This window comes from Pseudomonas bohemica (genome assembly GCF_002934685.1).
GTDB lineage: Bacteria > Pseudomonadota > Gammaproteobacteria > Pseudomonadales > Pseudomonadaceae > Aquipseudomonas > Aquipseudomonas bohemica.
In genome coordinates this window covers 211,371-232,449 of the sequence record NZ_NKHL01000120.1, presented here as the reverse complement: position 1 = coordinate 232,449, position 21,079 = coordinate 211,371, and the positions used below count along the sequence as shown (strand labels likewise).

The window sequence follows — 21,079 nt, the reverse complement described above, 5'->3', positions numbered from 1 at the left end:
TCTTTTTTAGAGGTCCGGCACATTTAGGGTCTTTGCGCATGACCAGGCCGGACCATTTCAAGAAAGAATTGACCCAACGACTGCTGTCGCGCCTCGACCCTTGGCGCGGCGCAGTCGGTTGGCGCATTGCCTTCTCGGGTGGGCTCGACTCCACCGTTCTGCTGCATCTGCTGGCCGAGCTTTCCCGGCACCAGCGTCTTCCTCCTCTGACCGCTATCCATATCCATCACGGCTTGCAAGCCGTTGCTGCGTCGTGGCCGGGACATTGTCGTCAGGTCTGTCAGATCCTGGGCGTGCCATTGCAGGTCATTGACGTTCACGTGCGCCCCGGAGCGAGTCTTGAGCAGGCCGCCCGGGATGCGCGTTACGCCGCGTTCAATGAAGTCCTGCAGGCGGACGAAGTGCTGCTCACCGCTCAGCACCGCGACGATCAGGCCGAAACCCTGATGTTCCGTCTGCTGCGCGGAGCCGGGGTGCGCGGGCTGGCAGCGATGCCGTCGCAGCGCGAGCTGGGCAAAGGGCAGCTGTTCAGGCCCTTGCTCGACGAACCGCGGGCGCTGCTCGAGCGCTATGCGACAGAGGAGGGGCTGAGCTGGATTGAAGACCCAAGCAACAAGGACAGCCGTTTTTCGCGCAATTACCTGCGCAACCATGTGCTGCCGATGTTGACCGCTCGCTGGCCGCAAGCAGTTGCCAGTATGACCCGCAGCGCCGCGCATCTGGCCGAAGCTCAGGGCTTGCTGGATGAACTGGCGCTGCAGGATCTCTCGCTCGCCGATACACCTTGTCCCTGGCCTTGGCTTGACCTGCCCTCACTGGAACTGGCGCCTCTTGAGGTGTTGTCTGCCGCTCGGCAACGCAATGCCCTACGCCATTGGCTCGGGCCACTGACGCGTTTGCCGGACAGTGACCACTGGGCCGGTTGGGATTCATTGCGAGATGCCGGGCCTGACGGTCGCCCGATATGGCGGCTTGCCGATGGCCAACTGCATCGCGCCGAAGGGCGGATCTGGTGGCTGTCCGGCATCTGGCTGAAGGATGTCGCCGGCTCGCAGCATTGGTCCACGGCCTCACAGCCGCTGCATTTGCCTGGCAATGGCATGTTGCAGATTCTGGGAGATATTCCGCGCGGCGGGCTGCATGTCCATTATCGACAGGGCGGGGAAGTGCTGGATGTGCCTGACCGTGGGCGGCGGGATCTCAAGCGTCTGCTCAATGAAAAGGGCGTGCCGGTGTTTTTGCGCGGCCGATTGCCGCTGTTGTACCGCGGCGAGCAACTGCTGGCGGTCGCTAACCTGCCCGGACTGGACGCCGACCCCCATGGCGACTGGCGATTGCACTGGCAGCCACCGACGAATGACCACAGTTTGAGATGAGAGGCCGTTTCCGGTAGACTACGCTCCCTTCTTGATACAGCTTATGTCGATCCTTTCGGAACGATGCAAGTTGCCGATTACCAGCCAGTCTTTACTGGGCGATTCTCAAAATGTGGCGAGCAATGGACAGACCTTCTTTCGGTCGGTCGCCTTTTCTGGCGCGGCATATTCGGAAACGCACTGTGAGATACGCAGGTCATCGGGGGCTTCGGCCTTCCTTCGCTTTCCCCGGCGGCTCTGACCGCTTTAACGCAGACTTCTAGGGTTTTTCATGACGCGCTACATCTTCGTCACGGGCGGTGTTGTTTCTTCATTGGGGAAAGGCATTGCCTCGGCTTCATTGGCGGCCATCCTGGAGGCGAGGGGACTTAAGGTCACCATGCTCAAGCTGGACCCCTACATCAACGTCGACCCGGGCACCATGAGCCCGTTCCAGCACGGTGAAGTGTTCGTCACTCACGACGGCGCCGAGACCGATCTGGACCTGGGTCACTACGAGCGTTTCATTCGCACCACCATGACCCAGAACAACAACTTCACCACTGGCCGTGTGTACGAACACGTCCTGCGCAAAGAGCGCCGTGGTGATTATCTGGGCGCGACCATTCAGGTGATTCCGCACATCACCGACGAAATCAAGCGTCGCATTATCAAGGGTGCCGGCGATGCCGACGTGGCCCTGGTCGAAATTGGCGGCACCGTGGGTGACATCGAGTCCCAACCGTTCCTGGAAGCCATCCGCCAGCTGCGTTTCGAAGTCGGCGCCAAGCGCGCGATGCTGATGCACCTGACTCTGGTCCCGTACATCGCTACTGCTGGCGAAACCAAGACCAAACCCACTCAGCACTCGGTCAAGGAACTGCGCTCCATCGGTCTGCAACCTGACGTGCTGATCTGTCGTTCCGACCACGCGATCGACGTATCGTCGCGCCGCAAGATCGCTCAGTTCACCAACGTTGAAGAGCGTGCGGTCATCGCGCTGGAAGACGCCGATACCATCTACAAGATCCCGGGCATCCTGCATTCTCAGGGCCTGGATGATTTCGTCGTTGAGCGCTTTGGTCTCCAGTGCGCAGGCGCCGACCTGTCCGAGTGGGAAAAGGTCGTCGATGCCAAGCTCAACCCGGAGCACGAAGTCACCATCGCCATGGTGGGCAAATACATGGAGCTGCTGGACGCCTACAAGTCGCTGATCGAAGCGATGAGTCACGCCGGCATCACCAACCGCACCAAGGTCAACCTGCGTTACATCGACTCCGAAGACATCGAGAATCAAGGCACCGGCCTGCTCGAAGGTGTGGACGCTATTCTGGTTCCGGGCGGCTTCGGTCTGCGCGGCGTCGAAGGCAAGATCACAGCCGTTCAGTTCGCTCGCGAAAACAAGGTGCCTTACCTGGGTATCTGCCTGGGCATGCAAGTGGCGGTCATCGAATTTGCACGCAACGTGCTGGGCTGGAAAGACGCCAACTCCACCGAGTTCGATCGCAGCAGTCCGCACCCTGTGGTCGGCCTGATCACCGAGTGGGAAGACGCCACCGGTGCTGTCGAAACCCGTACCGAAACTTCCGACCTGGGTGGCACCATGCGTCTGGGCGCGCAGGAATGCCAACTGGAGCCGGGCTCACTCGTGCACGACTGCTACGCCAACGACGTGATCGTCGAACGCCATCGTCATCGTTATGAAGTGAACAACAAGCTGCTGCCGCAACTGATCGAAGCTGGCCTCAAGGTTTCCGGTCGCTCCGGTGACGGCGCGCTGGTGGAAGTGGTCGAATCGCAGGACCATCCTTGGTTCGTGGCCTGCCAGTTCCACCCTGAGTTCACCTCAACGCCTCGCGATGGTCACCCGCTCTTCAGTGGCTTCGTCAGGGCAGCACTCGCTCAACACCAGAAGAACGGCTGACAGGGAATTCATTACATGGCACAGAAAATCATCCGCGTCGGCTCTATCGACATCGCCAACGACAAGCCAATGGTCTTGTTCGGCGGCATGAATGTCCTGGAGTCGCGAGACATGGCCATGCAGGTCTGCGAAGAATACGTGCGGGTTACCCAGAAACTGGGTATTGCGTACGTGTTCAAGGCCAGCTTCGATAAAGCCAACCGCTCTTCGGTTACTTCCTACCGCGGTCCGGGCCTGGAAGCGGGCATGCGCATCTTCGAAGAGATCAAAAGCACCTTTGGCGTGCCGGTGATCACCGATGTGCATGAGCCGCATCAGGCGGCCGCCGTGGCTGAAGTCTGCGACATCATTCAACTGCCGGCTTTCCTCTCGCGCCAGACCGATCTGGTGGTGGCGATGGCGAAAACCGGAGCGGTGATCAACATCAAGAAGGCCCAGTTTCTCGCGCCTCAGGAAATGAAGCACATTCTGAACAAGTGTGAAGAAGCCGGTAACGATCAACTGATCCTGTGCGAACGCGGTTCGAGCTTCGGCTATAACAACCTCGTGGTGGACATGCTCGGCTTCGGCATCATGAAAACTTTTGAATACCCGGTGTTCTTCGACGTGACCCACGCACTGCAGATGCCCGGCGGTCGCTCCGACTCCGCTGGTGGTCGTCGTGCACAGGTAACCGATCTGGCCAAGGCCGGTATCAGCCAGGGTCTGGCGGGTCTGTTTCTCGAGGCGCATCCGGATCCGGATAACGCCAAATGCGACGGTCCGTGTGCGCTGCGTCTGAACAAGCTGGAGCCGTTCCTTACCCAGCTCAAGGCGCTCGATGATCTGGTCAAGGCTTTCCCAACGATAGAAACGGCATAAAACCCGCTTCTCCGGCACGATAGCCTCCGGTACAGTGCCGCTCGTTTGTTTCCCGACCAATGGATCGGGAAATTCTGTCATCTCGGGCCTGCCCGCTGTCTAGTGCCCCGTGATGCCAGTCGTTTTTCCCAGCTGCGTCGTTTTCGTCAATCTTGGAGTGTTAACAACAATGGCAAAAATCGTCGACATCAAAGGTCGTGAAGTTCTCGACTCCCGTGGCAATCCCACCGTGGAAGCAGATGTGCTCCTCGACAACGGTATCATCGGCAGTGCGTGCGCGCCGTCCGGTGCTTCCACCGGCTCGCGTGAAGCACTTGAGCTGCGCGATGGCGACAAGAGCCGTTATCTGGGCAAAGGCGTTCTCAAGGCTGTGGCCAACATCAATGGCCCGATCCGCGACCTGCTGCTGGGCAAGGACCCGGTTGATCAAAAGGCGCTGGATCAGGCGATGATTCAGCTCGACGGCACCGACAACAAAGCCAGCCTGGGCGCCAATGCGATCCTGGCTGTGTCCCTGGCCGCTGCCAAGGCCGCTGCACAGGATCAGGATCTGCCGCTGTACGCGCACATCGCCAACCTGAACGGCACGCCGGGCGTCTACTCGATGCCGGTCCCGATGATGAACATCATCAACGGCGGCGAGCACGCCGATAACAACATCGACATCCAGGAATTCATGATTCAGCCGGTCGGCGCCAAGACCTTCTCCGAGGGCCTGCGCTGGGGCACCGAGATTTTTCACCACCTGAAGGCTGTATTGAAGGCTCGTGGACTGAGCACCGCAGTGGGTGATGAAGGTGGTTTCGCGCCGAACCTGAACTCCAACGCCGACGCCCTCGACGCGATCGCCGAAGCCGTTGCAAACGCAGGTTACAAACTGGGCACCGACGTGACCCTGGCGCTGGACTGTGCCGCGAGCGAGTTTTACAAGAACGGTAAGTACACCCTGAGCGAAGAGGGCGAGTATGACTCCGCTGGTTTCGCCGATTACCTGGCAGACCTGGTCAGCAAGCATCCGATCATCTCCATCGAAGATGGCCTGGACGAATCCGACTGGGATGGCTGGAAAGTCCTTACCGACAAGATCGGCGGGAAGATCCAGTTGGTAGGCGACGACCTGTTCGTGACCAACACCAAAATCCTGAAAGAAGGCATCGAGAAGAAAATCGCCAACTCGATCCTGATCAAGTTCAACCAGATCGGCACCCTGACCGAAACCCTGGAAGCCATCCAGATGGCCAAGGCTGCCGGTTACACCGCCGTGATCTCCCACCGTTCCGGTGAAACCGAAGATTCGACCATCGCCGACCTGGCCGTGGGCACGGCTGCCGGTCAGATCAAGACCGGTTCGTTGAGCCGCTCCGATCGTATCGCCAAGTACAACCAGTTGCTGCGTATCGAAGAGCAACTGGGCGCCAAAGCTGTATACCGTGGTCGCGGCGAGTTTCGCGGTTGATTGCAAGATGGTAAAAAGGCAGCAGGCGCTGTAGGGAAATTCGCTGAAAGCGTTTTATCCTGACGTCCTGATCCATGAGCCCGGTGACCACCGGGCTCTTGGGCATTTGAAATGGTCGGTTTTGCTGTCTTTCTCCACCGGGTAACAGATATTCACAATGCGCAGTCCTAACTGGTTGTTCCTCGTTCTGCTCTTGCTGCTCGCCGGCTTGCAATACCGCCTATGGGTGGGTAACGGCAGTCTCGCGCAGGTTGCCAGTCTGACCCAGCAAATCGCCGATCAACATGCCGAAAACGATGCTTTGCTTGAGCGCAACCGAGTCCTGGACGCGGAAGTGCTGGAGCTGAAGAAAGGCCTGGAGACCGTTGAAGAGCGTGCCCGTCACGAACTGGGCATGGTCAAGGACGGCGAGACCCTTTATCAGTTGGCACAGTGACGTTGGCGTAAATGACACAATCCCTTCCTGCCTTCTGGGCAGTGATTCCCGCAGCGGGTGTTGGTGCTCGCATGGCGGCAGACCGTCCCAAGCAATATCTGCAACTGGGCGGGCTTACGATTCTCGAACACAGCCTGCTTTGCTTTCTCGATCACCCCCGTCTCAAGGGATTGGTGATCAGCCTGGCTGCGGACGATCCCTATTGGCCTACCTTGCCTTGCGCGCTGGATTCGCGAATTCTGCAGGTCGCCGGCGGCAAGGAGCGGGCGGATTCAGTGCTCAATGCTTTGTTGCACCTGCACGCCAGTGGTGCCGATGACAACGACTGGGTGTTGGTACACGACGCCGCGCGTCCGAATCTGGCTCGCTCGGATCTGGACAACCTGCTTGGTGAATTGGCTGATGATCCGGTCGGTGGTTTGCTCGCCGTTCCGGCCAAAGATACTTTGAAGCGCGCAGATGCCAATGGCCGCGTGACCGAAACCGTTGATCGTAGCCTGATCTGGCAGGCGTACACGCCGCAGATGTTTCGACTGGGCGCGCTGCATCGAGCGCTGGCGGACAGCCTGGTGTCGAATGTTTCGATTACCGATGAAGCCTCTGCCATCGAATGGGCCGGCCAGTCGCCGCGCCTGATCGAAGGGCGCGCCGACAACATTAAGGTGACTCGCCCAGAAGATCTGGAGTGGCTGCGGCAGCGACGGGCCGAGTTCAGCCGTTGACGTTCTTGATGTTGTAGGAGCGCGCTTGCCCGCGAAAGCAGAATGTCAGACGACAACACAATAATCTTGCTGACGTACTGCAATCGCGGGCGGGCGCGTTCCTACAGGTTTCCTGCCTTCACTGATATTCATCCCACGACGCCAACCCCGCTTTCAAATAGTCCACCAGTTTCCTGACCTTCGGCGAAAGATGCCGCTGTTGTGGGTACAACGCCCACACCGCCGTATTTGGCGGTTGGTGAGCGTCGAGCAGAGAGATCAGCGCGCCGCTCTTCAGGTGCCCGAGCACGTAATAATCCGGCAACTGACACAACCCCACGCCTTGCAGCGCCGCGTCCAGCACTGCCTGCCCACTGTTGCAGCGCCAATTTCCATGTACTCGTTGGGAAAATTCCCGCCCGTTCTGTTGCAGCAGCCAACTGTCGGAACTGCCGATCAAGCAGTTGTGCCGACTCAGTTCCGACAAGCTATGAGGCCGACCATATCGCTCCAGATAAGAAGGCGAGGCGCACAGGTACATGCGGCGAGGCGCCAGGCGCGTAGCCACCAGTCGTGATTCCTGCAAACGGCCGAGACGGATCGCCAGATCCATCCCCTCGTGCAGCAGATCCAGCGTGTTGTTGGTGAGTTCGATATCCACGCGCAGTTGTGGGTAGTCGTCCATGAACCGTGTGACCAGAGGCGCGATGAAACGCTCGCCGTATGCCACTGCACAGGTCATGCGCAAAAGGCCCTTCGGTTCGCTGGTCAGATCACCCACCGCGCGCAACGCTTCCTCGCGGCCATCCTGCAGACGCTGGCAATGATGCAGAAACGTCTGGCCAGCCTCGGTCAGCGCGACCTTGCGGGTACTGCGGTAAAGCAGACGAGTCTGCAGACGCTCTTCCAGCCGGGCGATCTGTCGGCTGATGTGTGAGGACGAAACCCCCATACGTTCTGCCGCTGCAGTGAACTGCCCGCATTCGGCCACCGCGACGAATTCATCCAGCCCATCCCAGCGATTGGTGTACATCGATTATCCCTGTAAGGCATTAATGTTTTGCTTTTTGACGGATTATTAATCAAAACGCACTGTATTACACTTCTGTACTCGTTTTTACTTCGCTGGAGATGATGATGATCAAGTCACGTGCTGCCGTTGCTTTCGCGCCCAACCAACCGCTGCAAATCGTCGAAGTGGACGTTGAGGCGCCGAAGGCTGGCGAGGTGTTGATCCGCACCGTTGCTTCCGGCGTTTGCCATACCGATGCCTACACCCTTTCCGGCGCGGATTCCGAAGGCGTGTTCCCGTGCATCCTCGGCCACGAAGGCGGCGGTATTGTTGAAGCCGTGGGCGAGGGCGTGACCTCGCTGGCCGTGGGCGACCACGTGATTCCGCTGTACACCGCCGAATGCCGCGAGTGCAAATTCTGCAAATCCGGCAAGACCAACCTGTGCCAGAAAGTCCGTGCCACCCAGGGCAAGGGGCTTATGCCGGACGGTACTACCCGCTTCAGTTACAACGGCCAGCCGATCTACCATTACATGGGTTGCTCGACTTTTTCCGAGTACACCGTTGTCCCGGAAATCTCCCTGGCGAAAATTCCCAAGGAAGCCCCGCTGGAGAAAGTCTGTCTGCTCGGCTGTGGTGTGACCACCGGCATTGGCGCGGTTCTGAACACCGCGAAGGTTGAAGAAGGTGCAACCGTAGCGATCTTCGGTCTGGGCGGGATTGGCCTGGCGGCGATTATCGGCGCAAAAATGGCCAAGGCTTCGCGCATCATCGCTATCGACATCAATCCGGCGAAATTCGACGTGGCGCGTGAACTGGGCGCCACCGATTTCATCAACCCGAAAGACCACACCAAGCCTATCCAGGACGTGATCGTCGAATTGACCGATGGCGGCGTCGATTACAGCTTCGAGTGCATCGGCAATGTCCAGCTGATGCGCGCTGCGCTGGAGTGCTGCCACAAAGGCTGGGGCGAGTCGATCATCATCGGCGTCGCGCCGTCAGGCCAGGAAATCGCTACCCGTCCGTTCCAGCTGGTTACCGGTCGCGTCTGGCGCGGTTCGGCGTTCGGCGGCGTGAAGGGCCGTACCGAGCTGCCAAGCTACGTCGAAAAAGCCCAGAAGGGTGAGATCCCGCTGGATACCTTCATCACTCACACCATGGGCCTGGACAAGATCAACGAAGCGTTTGACCTGATGCACGAAGGCAAAAGCATTCGTTCGGTCATCCATTTCTAAGGAGCAGCGGCAAGCTTCGAACTGCAAGCGGCAAGCAGGCGCGCCACCGTCCTATCTTGTAGCTTGTGGCTCGAACGTCGTCGCGAGGAGGTACGGCCCATGAGTCTGGAAAATATTTCGTGTCAGAAAAGCTTCGGCGGCTGGCATAAGCGTTACAAACATCACTCCGATGTGCTCGGTTGCGACATGGTATTCGCGGTCTATCTGCCGCCACAGGCCGAGCAGGGCGGTAAGTTGCCAGTGGTGTATTGGCTCTCAGGCCTGACCTGCACCGATGAGAACTTCATGCAAAAGGCCGGCGCGCAGCGCATCGCCGCCGAACTGGGTTTGATCATCGTGGCGCCGGATACCAGCCCCCGTGGCGCCGATGTCCCGGGCGATCCGGACAACGCGTACGACTTCGGTCTGGGCGCGGGCTTCTATCTGAATGCGACCCAGCAACCCTGGGCCCGGCACTACCGCATGTACGACTACGTGGTTAGCGAACTGCCTGCATTGATCGAGGCGCACTTTCCGGCTTCAGAAAAACGCAGCATCAGCGGCCACTCAATGGGCGGTCATGGCGCGTTGGTCTGCGCATTGCGCAATCCGGGCCGTTACAAATCAGTGTCGGCGTTTTCGCCAATCACCAATCCGATGGACTGTCCCTGGGGGCAGAAAGCCTTCTCCCGTTATCTGGGCGAAGACCGCTCGCGCTGGCGCGAATGGGATGCCAGCGTGTTGATTGCCGATGCGGCCGAGCGTCTGCCGCTGTTGGTGGATCAAGGCGATCGCGACGACTTCCTGGCCAATCAGCTCAAGCCCGAAGCACTGGTGCAGGCGGCCAAGGTGGCTGGCCATCCTCTGGAGCTGCGTCTGCAGCCCGGTTACGACCACAGCTACTACTTCATTGCCAGCTTCATCGAGGATCACCTGCGCTATCACGCCCTGGCATTGGCGGGCTGAGGAAAGGCATTCAATCGCAATCAGCGGACGTGCAATCGAGCGCCATCAGGCCCTAATGTCTGACAAAGTAGGTAGAATCACGCCCTGACTTTTTCAGGGCGTTTTTTTATGCGTATTGGCCACGGCTATGATGTGCACCGTTTCGCTGAAGGCGATTTCATTACCTTGGGTGGGGTGCGGATCGCGCACAGATTCGGTTTGCTCGCGCACTCCGACGGCGACGTCCTGTTGCATGCGCTGAGCGATGCCTTGCTCGGCGCCGCTGCCTTGGGCGACATTGGCAAGCATTTCCCCGATACCGACCCGCAATTCAAAGGCGCCGATAGCCGCGTATTGCTGCGTCACGTGCTCAAACAAGTGCAGGCCAAGGGCTGGAAGGTCGGCAATGTCGACGCCACCATCGTCGCCCAGGCCCCGAAAATGGCGCCGCACATCGATGCCATGCGCGCGATGATCGCCGAAGACCTGCAGGTCGAACTCGATCAGGTCAACGTCAAGGCCACGACCACTGAAAAGCTGGGTTTTACCGGCCGTGAGGAAGGCATCGCAGTTCACGCCGTCGCATTGTTGATCGCCGCATGACCGAATTCGAACTCTTGGGCCCCCGGGCCTATGGCGCTGCGCTGGGCACGGCAGTGCTCAAGGCCACCGCCGAAGATTTCCAGGTCGACGAAGTGCTGGATATTCCGCTGTCCGGCGATGGTGAGCACCTGTGGTTGTGGGTCGAGAAGCGCGGGCTGAACACCGAAGAGGCCGCGCGCCGTCTGGCCAAGGCTGCCGGCGTGCCGTTGCGTACCGTGGCTTACGCAGGTTTGAAAGACCGCCAGGCATTGACAAGGCAATGGTTCAGCATCCAGTTGCCGGGCAAGGCCGACCCGGACATGTCGGCGGCCGAAAATGAGACGCTGAAGATCCTCGACAGCAGGCGTCACAAGCGTAAATTGCAGCGCGGCGCCCATGCTGCCAATGGCTTCACCCTGCGCTTGATCCAACTGAAGGCTGACCGAGCCGAACTCGACAAGCGATTGGAAGCCATCAAGCTGCAGGGCATTCCCAATTATTTCGGCGCCCAGCGTTTTGGTTACGAAGGCGGCAACGTCGGCGAAGCCCGTCACTATGCCGAGCGCCAGGCCCTGCCCGAGCAGCGCAATGTGCGCTCCCGATTGCTTTCCACGGCGCGCAGTTATCTGTTCAATCAGGTGCTGGCCGCACGGGTCGCCGATGGCAGCTGGCAACGGGCGCAGGTCGGTGATCTGCTGGCATTCACCGACAGCCGCAGCTTTTTTCCCGCCGATGAGGCCGAGTGCAGCGACCCGCGTCTGGCGATTCTCGATCTGCATCCCACAGGTCCCCAGTGGGGCGAGGGCGACTCTCCGGCCGCAGGCAAAACCGCCGAGCTTGAAAACGGCATCGCCCGGCGCGAGTCGTCGCTATGTAACTGGTTGATAAAAGCGGGAATGGAACACGAACGTCGCATCCTGCGACTGCCCATCGGGCGGTTGACGTGGCATTATCCCGAGCCTGACATTCTGCAACTGGAATTCGTCCTGCCAGCCGGATGTTTCGCCACCGCATTGGTGCGTGAACTCATCGATCTGGCGCCCGCAGGACAGACGGACAGCTCATGCGTATTCTGATTTCAAATGATGATGGGGTCTCGGCACCCGGGCTCGCTGCGCTCCACGGAGTGCTGGCAGACTATGCCGAGTGCGCGGTCATCGCACCGGATCAAGACAGGAGTGGGGCCAGCAGTTCGCTGACCCTCGACCGCCCGCTGCATCCTCACCGGCTGGACAACGGTTTCATCAGTATCAACGGCACCCCTACCGATTGCGTGCATCTGGGCATCCACGGCCTGCTGGAGCGTGAGCCGGACATGGTGGTCTCGGGTATCAATCTGGGCGCCAACCTGGGAGACGACGTGCTGTATTCCGGCACCGTGGCCGCAGCGTTGGAGGGGCGGTTCCTGCAACGCCCATCGTTCGCTTTTTCATTTTTGTCGCGTCAGGTCGATAACCTGGCAACCGCCGCGCATTACGCTCGGCTTCTGGTCGAAGCGCACGAGCAGCTCGATCTTCCACCGCGTACCGTACTGAATGTGAATATCCCTAACCTGCCGCTCGAACACGTGCGCGGTATTCAACTGACTCGCCTGGGGCATCGCACGCGCGCTGCGGCACCGGTTCGCGTGGTCGACCCGCGTGGCCGTGCCGGTTACTGGATTGCCGCTGCCGGCGACGCCGAGGACGGCGGGCCAGGCACGGATTTCCACGCCGTGATGCAGGGCTATGTGTCGATTACGCCGTTGCAGTTGGATCGAACCTATCAGGACGGTTTCAACAGCCTGAACGCATGGCTGGAGGGAATGGCCTGATGTCGCGTGAACAAGATGACCTGTTGCGTCGCGGCGTGGGTTTCACTTCCCAGCGTACCCGCGAGCGTTTGATTCAGCGGCTGTACGAAGAAGGCATCAGCAATACCCAGGTGCTGGACGTTATTCGCAAGACACCTCGTCATCTGTTCGTCGACGAGGCGCTGGCGCATCGCGCCTATGAAGACACCGCGCTGCCAATTGGGAACAACCAGACCATTTCGCAGCCCTACATGGTCGCGCGCATGAGCGAGCTACTGCTGGCGGCGGGGCCGTTGGACAAGGTGCTGGAGATCGGCACCGGCTCGGGTTATCAGACGGCGGTGCTGGCGCAACTGGTCGAGCGCGTGTTCTCAGTCGAGCGCATCAAGGTGTTGCAGGACCGGGCGAAGGAACGCCTGGTCGAACTCAACCTGCGCAACATGGTGTTTCGCTGGGGCGACGGCTGGGAAGGCTGGCCGGCTCTGGCGCCATACAACGGCATCATTGTCACCGCGGTGGCGACCGATGTGCCTCAGGCGTTGCTAGACCAACTGGCACCGGGCGGACGTCTGGTGATCCCGGTGGGATCGGGCGAAGTGCAGCAACTGATGTTGATCATCCGCGAAGACAATGGCTTCTCCCGGCACGTTCTGGGAGCGGTGAGATTCGTGCCCTTGCTCAACGGCCCGCTGGCCTGAGCACTGTTTTGCAGCTGCAATGAATTCCGCGAGGCGCCACCTGTCTACAGGCTGGCGATTTGTGATGTGGGCCTGGCCCGTTCGCTGCACAGTGTCATGAAGTTTTTCGTAACCAGTTTCCCCATGGCTGCCCGTCATCATCAAGACACAATAGGCAGCTTTATTTCAGTCACCGGTAAAGGGAGTGGCGGGTGAGTCTCACAGTCATTCGGCAGCGTACGTTTTCAGCAAGTTTTCCACGTCTGGTGATTGGCATTGCCCTGAGTGTCCTTCTGGTCGGCTGCTCCAGCACGCCGTCGGGCGGCGTGCGTGTCGTCGACCGCAACGGCGGCAAACCGGCTGCGCCCGCCCGTCAGCCCGTGACGACCGGCCAGTATGTCGTCAAACGCGGCGATACGCTGTTTTCCATTGCCTTTCGTTACGGCTGGGACTGGAAAGCACTGGCTGCCCGCAACAATGTTCCCGAGCCCTACACCATCCATGTCGGGCAGACGATCCGCTTCGATGGACGTTCGAATTCAACATCCACCGCGGTAGCGGCCGCGCCTGTCGTGGTTCCGCAGACGACAACCGGCACTTCCAGCTCGCCGTCCGGGTCGATCAAGACCACCGTCATTACACGTCCTGTTGATGCCCCATCAGGCAGTAACGGGCCGCCTGCGACTACTCCGATAAACACGCCAGTGAACACACCGGTGGTCGCTGGCGCGCGCTCGGCGAGCGGTTGGGCATGGCCTACAAGCGGCGTTTTGATCAGCAGATTTTCCTCAAACGGTAGTTTGAATAAAGGCATTGATATCGCCGGTGATTTGGGACAGCCTGTTTTAGCCGCGTCTGATGGTTCGGTTGTTTACGCCGGGAGTGGTTTACGGGGCTACGGCGAATTAGTAATCATCAAACACAGCGATACCTACGTCAGTGCTTACGGTCACAACCGTAGGCTTTTGGTTCGGGAGGGGCAACAGGTCAAGGCAGGGCAGGCGATTGCCGAGATGGGGTCCACGGGGACTGACAGGGTGAAACTCCACTTCGAGATTCGCCGTCAGGGCAAACCGGTAGATCCACTGGAATTCTTGCCACGTCGTTGATCGGTTACCAGCCTGTTCCTGCCGTAGAGGGGACAGGCTCACGTGATGCCAAGGAAAAAGGCGCCACTGGAGCTTGAGGTCGAACTCACCAAAGGACTATAACAATGGCTCTCAACAGAGAAGTGCCGGAGTTTGACATAGACGATGAGGTTCTCCTCATGGAGCCCGGGATCGTCCTGGATTCTGCAGCGGATGAGAAGCCAGCTACACCTTCTCTTCGTGCGAAGACCAAAAACTCCACAGCACTCAAGCAACACAAGTACATCGACTACACGCGGGCATTGGACGCCACGCAGTTGTATCTCAATGAAATCGGCTTTTCCCCCTTGCTCTCTCCGGAAGAAGAAGTCCACTTTGCGCGTCTATCGCAAAAAGGGGATCCGGCCGGACGCAAACGCATGATTGAAAGCAATCTGCGCTTGGTAGTCAAAATCGCCAGACGTTACGTCAATCGTGGCCTGTCATTGCTGGACTTGATCGAGGAAGGCAATCTTGGCCTGATCCGAGCGGTTGAAAAATTCGATCCGGAGCGCGGTTTCCGGTTCTCCACATATGCGACTTGGTGGATTCGTCAAACCATCGAGCGCGCGATCATGAATCAGACGCGGACCATCCGCCTGCCGATTCATGTGGTCAAGGAGCTCAACGTCTACCTGCGGGCTGCACGTGAGCTCACCCAGAAACTCGACCACGAACCCTCTCCTGAAGAAATCGCCAACCTGCTGGAAAAACCAGTGGGCGAGGTCAAGCGAATGCTCGGCCTGAACGAGCGCGTGTCTTCGGTAGACGTATCCCTGGGTCCTGACTCGGACAAGACGCTGCTCGATACGCTGACTGATGATCGTCCCACTGACCCCTGTGAACTGCTGCAGGACGATGATCTTTCCCAGAGCATCGATCAGTGGCTGTCCGAGCTGACCGACAAGCAACGTGAAGTGGTGGTACGTCGCTTTGGGTTGCGCGGGCATGAGAGCAGTACGCTGGAAGACGTCGGTCTGGAAATCGGTCTGACCCGTGAGCGCGTGCGGCAGATTCAGGTCGAAGGGTTGAAACGACTGCGGGAAATTCTCGAGAAGAATGGTCTCTCCAGCGAGTCATTGTTTCAGTGAGTGCCCCATGTTCCCGCTACGGTGAGTAGCGAATTGACAGCTTCAGAGAGCCCCGACTAGTTGGGGCTTTTTTATTGTCGCGGTTTACAGTCTGAATCATGAATTATCGATCAAACATCGTACATGGATGTCGGTTTTAATATGTTTAGTGCTCGTGAGGTTATCTAGCTTTCGTTGTAAGACATTTCTTACCCAGGTTGTCAGCGATCACGTTGTTTTCTGACAGTGAGAGGCCTTCACAGATGAGAGATATTATTTATCTTACTGATTCATAGTGGATTTATTTTAAGCGGATCGCGCATCCCTGTATTTTTTTGCAAACTCAGGGGTATTGCTCTGCTCCGATATTTCACTAAGATCAGAACTGTACCAACGGATGGGTACAGGCGGTCAAGGAAGACTGCTCAAGGACATCGCAGGATGCGATTCATCAGGATGATGAAAAAGGATTGAAGGGATTACGGAAAAAATGTGGGCGGGTCAAACCGCCCCTTTTTTTTGAGTGCGAGAAAGTCAGCGACATCTATCCACGCAGCATACAAAAAGGCCCCGAAGGGCCTTTTTGCGTGTACTGGCATCGCGCGGGAGCTTAACGCTCCAGATCAGCGATCTTGCCAGGCTTGCCATCCCACTCTTCAGCATCCGGCAGCGCATCTTTGCGCTCGGTGATGTTGGGCCAGATGTCAGCCAGCTCAGCGTTGAGTTCGATGAAGTTCTCCATGCCGGCAGGAATCTCGTCTTCCGAGAAAATTGCGGTAGCAGGGCACTCAGGCTCGCAAAGCGCGCAATCGATGCACTCGTCCGGGTGAATCACCAGGAAATTCGGGCCTTCGTAAAAGCAGTCCACCGGACAGACTTCTACGCAGTCGGTGTACTTGCACTTGATGCAGTTGTCGGTGACGACGAAGGTCATTTCTAATTTTCTCCTCAGGCGGCGGCAGCAGAGCCCTTCACGTCAGGGTTGCTCGGTTGGGATCGTTCCCGGGCCATTCAGAACACAGTCACTCCAGCCCTCTATCGAAAGGACACGAAAGCTGGCTTGGTTCGCCATGTTCGAACGCGGCTCGGATCTCATACAGCCAGGCTAGCGGCCGTACCGTTCCCAAACCGCGCGGGATTCTAACAGCTTGTTGCCGATACCGTTAGATCCGGTTTTGCAGTCCATATAACAATTCGATCGCCTGACGAGGCGTCATGTCGTCGATCTTCAGCTTCGACAATTCTTCCAGCACCGGGTGCGGCAGGCTTGCGAACATGTCGGCCTGCTGCGGTGCCGACGCTTTGCCGGGCTTGGGTTTGGGCTGCTCATGGGGCAGGCTGGTGGTTTCAAGGCGCTGCAGATGCTCCTTGGCACGGGTGATCACCTTGCCTGGAACCCCCGCCAGCTGGGCCACGGCCAGGCCGTAGCTCTGACTGGCAGGTCCCGGCAGCACCCGGTGCAGGAACACGATGCGTTCGTTGTGTTCGGTGGCATTGAGGTGCACATTCGCCACCAGCGGCTCGCTCTCCGGCAACACGGTCAGCTCGAAATAATGCGTGGCGAACAACGTGTAAGCGCGTAGCTGGGCGAGACATTCTGCCGCAGCCCACGCCAGGGACAAGCCGTCGAACGTGCTGGTGCCGCGCCCGACTTCGTCCATCAGCACCAGGCTCTTGTCCGTGGCGTTGTGCAGGATGTTCGCCGTTTCGCTCATTTCCACCATGAACGTCGAGCGCCCGCCTGCCAGGTCGTCGCTGGAGCCGATACGGGTGAAGATGCGGTCGACCAGTGAGAGCTCGCAACTGGCAGCCGGAACGAAACTGCCGATGTGAGCCAGCAGCACGATCAGCGCGGTCTGGCGCATGTAGGTGGATTTACCGCCCATGTTGGGGCCGGTGATCACCAGCATGCGGGTGTTGTCATTCAGGTCCAGGTCATTGGCCACGAAGGGCGATGTCAGGACCTGTTCAACCACCGGATGACGACCTTGCTCGATGCGCATGCAAGGCTCATCGGTGAAGCGCGGGCGGTTCAGATCCAGATTCAGCGCGCGCTCGGCCAGGTTGCTCAGTACATCCAGTTCGGCCAGCGCAGCAGCGGTGTCCTGCAGGGGCGCCAGATGACCGATGAGGTCTTCCAACAACGCCTCGTAAAGCATCTTTTCCCGAGCCAGAGCGCGACTCTTGGCCGACAGCGCCTTGTCTTCGAATTCCTTGAGCTCAGGGGTAATGAACCGCTCGGCACCCTTGAGGGTCTGGCGGCGAATGTAATCGGCGGGCGCCTGCTCGGCCTGCTTGCTCGGTAATTCGATGAAGTAGCCGTGTACTCGGTTGTAGCCGACCTTGAGGTTGGCCAGGCCGGTGCGGGCCTTTTCGCGGGTTTCCAGGTCGATCAGAAACTGACCGGCGTTCTCGCTCAACGACAGCAGTTCGTCCAGTTCGCCGTCATAACCGGTCTTCAGCACGCCGCCGTCACGGATGACCGCAGGTGGGTTGTCGATGATCGCCCGTTGCAACAGATCGGCGAGTTCCGGGTAAGTACCGGCCGTTTTCGCCAGTTGCTGAATATGCGGGGCCTCGAGTTCGGCCAGCGCCACTTGCAGTTCCGGCAGCGCGCCAAGGGCGTCACGCAGGCGCGCCAGATCGCGCGGGCGAGCATTGCGCAGACCGATGCGCGCGAGGATTCGCTCGATATCGCCAATTTCCTTGAGCTGCGGCTGCAGATGTTCGAAACGGTAGCGTTCGAGGAAACAGCCGATCGATTCCTGGCGGGCCTGCAGCACTTTCAAATCGCGCAGCGGGCGGTTCAGCCAGCGAGTCAGCAGACGAGTCGCCATGGCAGTCTGGCAGCGGTCCATTACCGATTGCAGGGTGTTGTCGCGCCCGCCGGCCAGGTTGGTGTCCAACTCCAGGTTGCGGCGACTGGCGCCGTCGAGGATCACCGTGTCATCCATGCGCTCGTGACGCAGGCTGCGCAAGTGGGGCAGGGCGGTGCGCTGCGTTTCCTTGGCGTAACCCAGCAGGCAGCCGGCTGCGCCGATGGCAAGGGTCAGGGCTTCACAGCCGAAGCCTTTGAGGTCCTGGGTCGAAAACTGCTGACACAAGCTCTTGTGCCCCGAATCCCGCTCGAAATCCCATGGCGCGCGACGACGTGAGCCACGGCGCTTTTCGGCAGGCAGCCCTTGTGGCCAATCATCCGGAATCAGCAATTCAACCGGGTTGATGCGCTCGAGTTCGGCCAGCAGGTTCTCCCAGCCCTTGATCTCCTGGACGGTGAAGTTGCCGCTGGTGATGTCCAGCACGGCCAGGCCGAACAGGCGCTCATCCCCCAGCACGGCGGCGATCAGGTTGTCGCGACGTTCGTCGAGCAGTGCTTCATCGCTCACGGTACCTGGCGTGATGATGCGCACCACCTGACGTTCGACCGGGCCTTTGCTGGTGGCCGGATCGCCAATCTGCTCACAGATCACCACCGACTCGCCCAACTTCACCAGCTTGCCCAGATAACCCTCGGCGGCATGATAAGGAATGCCGCACATGGGGATGCTCTGGCCTGCGGACTGGCCGCGCGCGGTCAGGGTGATGTCCAGCAGCTTGGCGGCCTTTTTGGCGTCTTCGTAGAAAATCTCGTAGAAGTCGCCCATGCGGTAGAACATCAACTGGTCCGGATGCTGGTTTTTCAGCTTCCAGTACTGCTGCATCATCGGCGTGTGTGAAGAGAGATCGGAAATTGCTTTATTCATCAGTTATTTAGGCAAATTCGTTGGGAGGTTTGGGAAAGTGGGAGAGTGCTGCGTGGAATACCACCTACGTGGGCCGACGTCAGATCCGATTGCTTTTGCGATGGGCGCAAGGTTACCACGCACGTTCGCTGGCCGCAGTTCCGGCTTATTCGTCACCGCTCGTTTCCGGATCGACAAAAAGACCGTTTAGCTGTCTAGGATGTCGGGGCAACTGTCCGATTCCGGGCAGCATCTTCTAAACAGGAGCTTTTTATGCGACGTAAACGCGGAAGGGATTCAACCAACGGGCGTTTCATCACGCTTGAGGAGGCCAAAAAGCGTCCTCGGGAAACCATCGTCGAAACAGTCAGAAAGCCCTGCCCTAAAGAGAGGCCGGAGCCTGAAAAACAACCGGAGCCCGCATAGATCACGCCGCAGGCGCGGTCCCGATCCAGACCGCCCTGCCTTGCGCATGCGTTGCGCTCGTGTAGCGTGTGTCTATTGCTTGCATGTTACGCAGCGTTTGAATGTTACGGAGGGTTCTGTGGACGACATTACTCAACTGGCCGCTACTTTGGGTCAACGCTTGCTGGAAACCCAGGCGCAGGTCAGCACGGCCGAATCCTGCACCGGTGGCGGCATCGCTGAAGCCGTCACGCGTATCCCCGGCAGCTCGGCCTGGTTCGAAGCCGGTTACGTCACCTATTCCAATCGGCAGAAGACGCAGCAGCTGAATGTGCCGGAGCAGTTGTTCGATCGAGTCGGTGCCGTCAGTCGGGAAGTGGTCGAGGCCATGGCGCGTGGCGCTCAGGCCAAGAGCACGGCGCGATACTCGGTTGCGGTCAGCGGCGTGGCTGGCCCTGACGGCGGTTCCGCGGACAAACCAGTCGGAACCGTATGGATTTGCTGGGGTGCAGCCGCACAGCTGATTGCCGAGCGCTTCCAGTTCGCCGGAGACCGCGACGCGGTACGCCGACAAACGGTGAAGGCCGCGCTAGAAGGGCTGGTCCAGCTCACTCGCGGAGAAATACCAAATCGGGGGTAGGCGCGCGCGCAACCCTGTGGAATAATACTGTCTACTTATACAGTTATATCGGCCGTCAGGCCTAACCGATTACGAGAGGACTTCAATGGACGACAACAAGAAGAAAGCCTTGGCTGCGGCCTTGGGTCAGATCGAGCGTCAATTCGGCAAAGGCGCCGTGATGCGCATGGGTGACCATGACCGCCAGGCTATTCCTGCTATCTCCACCGGCTCTCTGGGGCTCGATATCGCGCTGGGTATCGGCGGCCTGCCAAAAGGCCGGATCGTTGAAATCTACGGTCCCGAGTCTTCCGGTAAAACCACCATGACTCTGTCGGTCATCGCCGAAGCTCAAAAGATGGGCGCCACCTGTGCGTTCGTCGACGCCGAGCACGCCCTCGACCCTGAGTACGCCGGCAAACTGGGCGTCAATGTCGACGACCTGCTGGTATCGCAGCCGGACACGGGTGAGCAGGCTCTGGAGATCACCGACATGCTGGTGCGCTCCAACGCCATCGACGTCATCGTCGTAGACTCCGTGGCCGCGCTGGTACCAAAAGCTGAAATCGAAGGCGAAATGGGCGACATGCACGTCGGCCTGCAGGCTCGTCTGATGTCTCAGGCGCTGCGTAAGATCACCGGTAACATCAAGAACGCCAACTGCCTGGTCATCTTCATTAACCAGATCCGTATGAAGATCGGCGTCATGTTCGGCAGCCCGGAAACCACCACAGGTGGTAACGCGCTGAAGTTCTACGCCTCGGTTCGTCTGGACATCCGCCGTACCGGCGCGGTTAAAGATGGCGACGAAGTGGTCGGCAGCGAAACTCGCGTCAAGGTCGTCAAGAACAAGGTTGCTCCTCCGTTCCGTCAGGCTGAATTCCAGATTCTGTACGGCAAGGGCATCTATCGTAACGGCGAGATCATCGACCTGGGCGTGCTGCACGGTCTGCTGGAGAAATCCGGTGCCTGGTACAGCTACCAAGGCAACAAGATTGGTCAGGGTAAAGCCAACTCGGCCAAGTTCCTGCAGGACAACCCGGAAATCGGCGCGACCCTGGAGAAGCAAATCCGCGAAAAACTGCTGACTGCAGCACCTGATGTCAAAGCTCAATCGTCTCGCGTAGCCGAAGACGACGTAGCTGAAGTCGAAGACGCCGACATCTGACCTTGCAGTC

General features: G+C 59.1%; 19 protein-coding genes. 16 read left to right on the top strand and 3 right to left on the bottom strand.

Translation table 11 applies throughout. The features are described from left to right. Nucleotides 1-38: 38 nt before the first annotated feature. The 6 genes from tilS (at nt 39) to ispD (ending at nt 6,754) form a co-directional block, all read left to right on the top strand. On the top strand, nt 39-1,376 hold the full coding sequence (tilS, locus tag CE491_RS26765; RefSeq protein ID WP_110951329.1) for a tRNA lysidine(34) synthetase TilS: 1,338 nt from the start codon (nt 39-41) through the stop codon (nt 1,374-1,376). A gap of 271 nt (nt 1,377-1,647) precedes the next feature. Then, nucleotides 1,648-3,279: a CTP synthase gene (locus tag CE491_RS26760; protein WP_110951328.1), complete on the top strand. Its 1,632-nt coding sequence runs from the start codon at nt 1,648-1,650 to the stop codon at nt 3,277-3,279. A 15-nt stretch (nt 3,280-3,294) separates the two neighbouring features. Continuing rightward, complete coding sequence (gene kdsA, locus CE491_RS26755; RefSeq protein ID WP_110951327.1) at nt 3,295-4,140, top strand: 3-deoxy-8-phosphooctulonate synthase; 846 nt, start codon at nt 3,295-3,297, stop codon at nt 4,138-4,140. Between the two features lie 169 nt (nt 4,141-4,309). Continuing rightward, nucleotides 4,310-5,596: a phosphopyruvate hydratase gene (eno, locus tag CE491_RS26750; RefSeq protein WP_110951326.1), complete on the top strand. Its 1,287-nt coding sequence runs from the start codon at nt 4,310-4,312 to the stop codon at nt 5,594-5,596. Nucleotides 5,597-5,753: 157 nt separating this feature from the next. Then, nucleotides 5,754-6,032 (top strand): cell division protein FtsB, encoded by a 279-nt coding sequence (gene ftsB, locus CE491_RS26745; RefSeq protein ID WP_074752716.1) that lies wholly within the window; start codon nt 5,754-5,756, stop codon nt 6,030-6,032. An 11-nt stretch (nt 6,033-6,043) separates the two neighbouring features. Next, complete coding sequence (gene ispD / locus CE491_RS26740; protein WP_110951325.1) at nt 6,044-6,754, top strand: 2-C-methyl-D-erythritol 4-phosphate cytidylyltransferase; 711 nt, start codon at nt 6,044-6,046, stop codon at nt 6,752-6,754. 118 nt (nt 6,755-6,872) lie between these two features. On the opposite strand, the gene CE491_RS26735 is transcribed toward ispD, so the two are convergent. Then, entirely contained in the window at nt 6,873-7,766 is an 894-nt protein-coding gene (locus CE491_RS26735) for a LysR substrate-binding domain-containing protein (RefSeq protein WP_110951324.1), read from the bottom strand. A 104-nt stretch (nt 7,767-7,870) separates the two neighbouring features. Here CE491_RS26735 and CE491_RS26730 point away from each other — a divergent pair, with 104 nt between their 5' ends. From CE491_RS26730 to rpoS, 8 genes are all read left to right on the top strand, one after another. After that, the gene (locus tag CE491_RS26730; protein ID WP_110951323.1) at nt 7,871-8,983 is read left to right on the top strand and encodes an S-(hydroxymethyl)glutathione dehydrogenase/class III alcohol dehydrogenase; all 1,113 of its coding nucleotides are present in this window, start codon (nt 7,871-7,873) and stop codon (nt 8,981-8,983) included. Between the two features lie 99 nt (nt 8,984-9,082). Further along, nucleotides 9,083-9,928 (top strand): S-formylglutathione hydrolase, encoded by an 846-nt coding sequence (fghA, locus tag CE491_RS26725; RefSeq protein ID WP_110951322.1) that lies wholly within the window; start codon nt 9,083-9,085, stop codon nt 9,926-9,928. Between the two features lie 108 nt (nt 9,929-10,036). Next, nucleotides 10,037-10,510 carry a 2-C-methyl-D-erythritol 2,4-cyclodiphosphate synthase gene (ispF, locus tag CE491_RS26720; protein ID WP_110951321.1) on the top strand — a complete coding sequence of 158 codons (474 nt, stop codon included), beginning with the start codon at nt 10,037-10,039 and terminating at the stop codon, nt 10,508-10,510. Next, complete coding sequence (truD, locus tag CE491_RS26715; protein ID WP_110951320.1) at nt 10,507-11,565, top strand: tRNA pseudouridine(13) synthase TruD; 1,059 nt, start codon at nt 10,507-10,509, stop codon at nt 11,563-11,565. The genes ispF and truD overlap by 4 nt, the downstream gene beginning before the upstream one ends. Continuing rightward, nucleotides 11,553-12,302 carry a 5'/3'-nucleotidase SurE gene (surE, locus tag CE491_RS26710; RefSeq protein WP_110951319.1) on the top strand — a complete coding sequence of 250 codons (750 nt, stop codon included), beginning with the start codon at nt 11,553-11,555 and terminating at the stop codon, nt 12,300-12,302. The genes truD and surE overlap by 13 nt, the downstream gene beginning before the upstream one ends. Continuing rightward, nucleotides 12,302-12,979, top strand: a complete 678-nt coding sequence (locus tag CE491_RS26705; RefSeq protein ID WP_110951318.1) for a protein-L-isoaspartate(D-aspartate) O-methyltransferase — start codon at nt 12,302-12,304, stop codon at nt 12,977-12,979. The genes surE and CE491_RS26705 overlap by 1 nt, the downstream gene beginning before the upstream one ends. A gap of 191 nt (nt 12,980-13,170) precedes the next feature. After that, the gene (locus tag CE491_RS26700) at nt 13,171-14,067 is read left to right on the top strand and encodes a peptidoglycan DD-metalloendopeptidase family protein (RefSeq protein WP_110951317.1); all 897 of its coding nucleotides are present in this window, start codon (nt 13,171-13,173) and stop codon (nt 14,065-14,067) included. A 104-nt stretch (nt 14,068-14,171) separates the two neighbouring features. Continuing rightward, the gene (rpoS, locus tag CE491_RS26695) at nt 14,172-15,176 is read left to right on the top strand and encodes an RNA polymerase sigma factor RpoS (protein ID WP_110951316.1); all 1,005 of its coding nucleotides are present in this window, start codon (nt 14,172-14,174) and stop codon (nt 15,174-15,176) included. A 589-nt stretch (nt 15,177-15,765) separates the two neighbouring features. On the opposite strand, the gene fdxA is transcribed toward rpoS, so the two are convergent. Both fdxA and mutS read right to left on the bottom strand, forming a co-directional pair. Beyond that, entirely contained in the window at nt 15,766-16,089 is a 324-nt protein-coding gene (gene fdxA, locus CE491_RS26690; protein ID WP_110951315.1) for a ferredoxin FdxA, read from the bottom strand. 229 nt (nt 16,090-16,318) lie between these two features. Further along, nucleotides 16,319-18,886, bottom strand: coding sequence for a DNA mismatch repair protein MutS (gene mutS / locus CE491_RS26685; protein ID WP_199885274.1), 2,568 nt, complete (start codon nt 18,884-18,886; stop codon nt 16,319-16,321). 535 nt (nt 18,887-19,421) lie between these two features. Between mutS and CE491_RS26680 the strand changes: the two genes are divergently transcribed. Continuing rightward, nucleotides 19,422-19,922, top strand: coding sequence for a CinA family protein (locus tag CE491_RS26680; protein ID WP_110951313.1), 501 nt, complete (start codon nt 19,422-19,424; stop codon nt 19,920-19,922). Between the two features lie 85 nt (nt 19,923-20,007). Continuing rightward, complete coding sequence (gene recA, locus CE491_RS26675) at nt 20,008-21,069, top strand: recombinase RecA (protein ID WP_110951312.1); 1,062 nt, start codon at nt 20,008-20,010, stop codon at nt 21,067-21,069. Nucleotides 21,070-21,079: the final 10 nt, after the last annotated feature.

Coding starts and splice junctions, on each gene's coding strand:
- tilS (WP_110951329.1), top strand. CDS start 39: ATGACCAGGCCGGACCATTTCAAGAAAGAATTGACCCAACGACTGCTG.
- truD (WP_110951320.1), top strand. CDS start 10,507: ATGACCGAATTCGAACTCTTGGGCCCCCGGGCCTATGGCGCTGCGCTG.
- CE491_RS26705 (WP_110951318.1), top strand. CDS start 12,302: ATGTCGCGTGAACAAGATGACCTGTTGCGTCGCGGCGTGGGTTTCACT.
- rpoS (WP_110951316.1), top strand. CDS start 14,172: ATGGCTCTCAACAGAGAAGTGCCGGAGTTTGACATAGACGATGAGGTT.
- CE491_RS26760 (WP_110951328.1), top strand. CDS start 1,648: ATGACGCGCTACATCTTCGTCACGGGCGGTGTTGTTTCTTCATTGGGG.
- ispF (WP_110951321.1), top strand. CDS start 10,037: ATGCGTATTGGCCACGGCTATGATGTGCACCGTTTCGCTGAAGGCGAT.
- kdsA (WP_110951327.1), top strand. CDS start 3,295: ATGGCACAGAAAATCATCCGCGTCGGCTCTATCGACATCGCCAACGAC.
- ftsB (WP_074752716.1), top strand. CDS start 5,754: ATGCGCAGTCCTAACTGGTTGTTCCTCGTTCTGCTCTTGCTGCTCGCC.
- ispD (WP_110951325.1), top strand. CDS start 6,044: ATGACACAATCCCTTCCTGCCTTCTGGGCAGTGATTCCCGCAGCGGGT.
- fghA (WP_110951322.1), top strand. CDS start 9,083: ATGAGTCTGGAAAATATTTCGTGTCAGAAAAGCTTCGGCGGCTGGCAT.
- CE491_RS26730 (WP_110951323.1), top strand. CDS start 7,871: ATGATCAAGTCACGTGCTGCCGTTGCTTTCGCGCCCAACCAACCGCTG.
- CE491_RS26735 (WP_110951324.1), bottom strand. CDS start 7,766: ATGTACACCAATCGCTGGGATGGGCTGGATGAATTCGTCGCGGTGGCC.
- fdxA (WP_110951315.1), bottom strand. CDS start 16,089: ATGACCTTCGTCGTCACCGACAACTGCATCAAGTGCAAGTACACCGAC.
- eno (WP_110951326.1), top strand. CDS start 4,310: ATGGCAAAAATCGTCGACATCAAAGGTCGTGAAGTTCTCGACTCCCGT.
- surE (WP_110951319.1), top strand. CDS start 11,553: ATGCGTATTCTGATTTCAAATGATGATGGGGTCTCGGCACCCGGGCTC.
- recA (WP_110951312.1), top strand. CDS start 20,008: ATGGACGACAACAAGAAGAAAGCCTTGGCTGCGGCCTTGGGTCAGATC.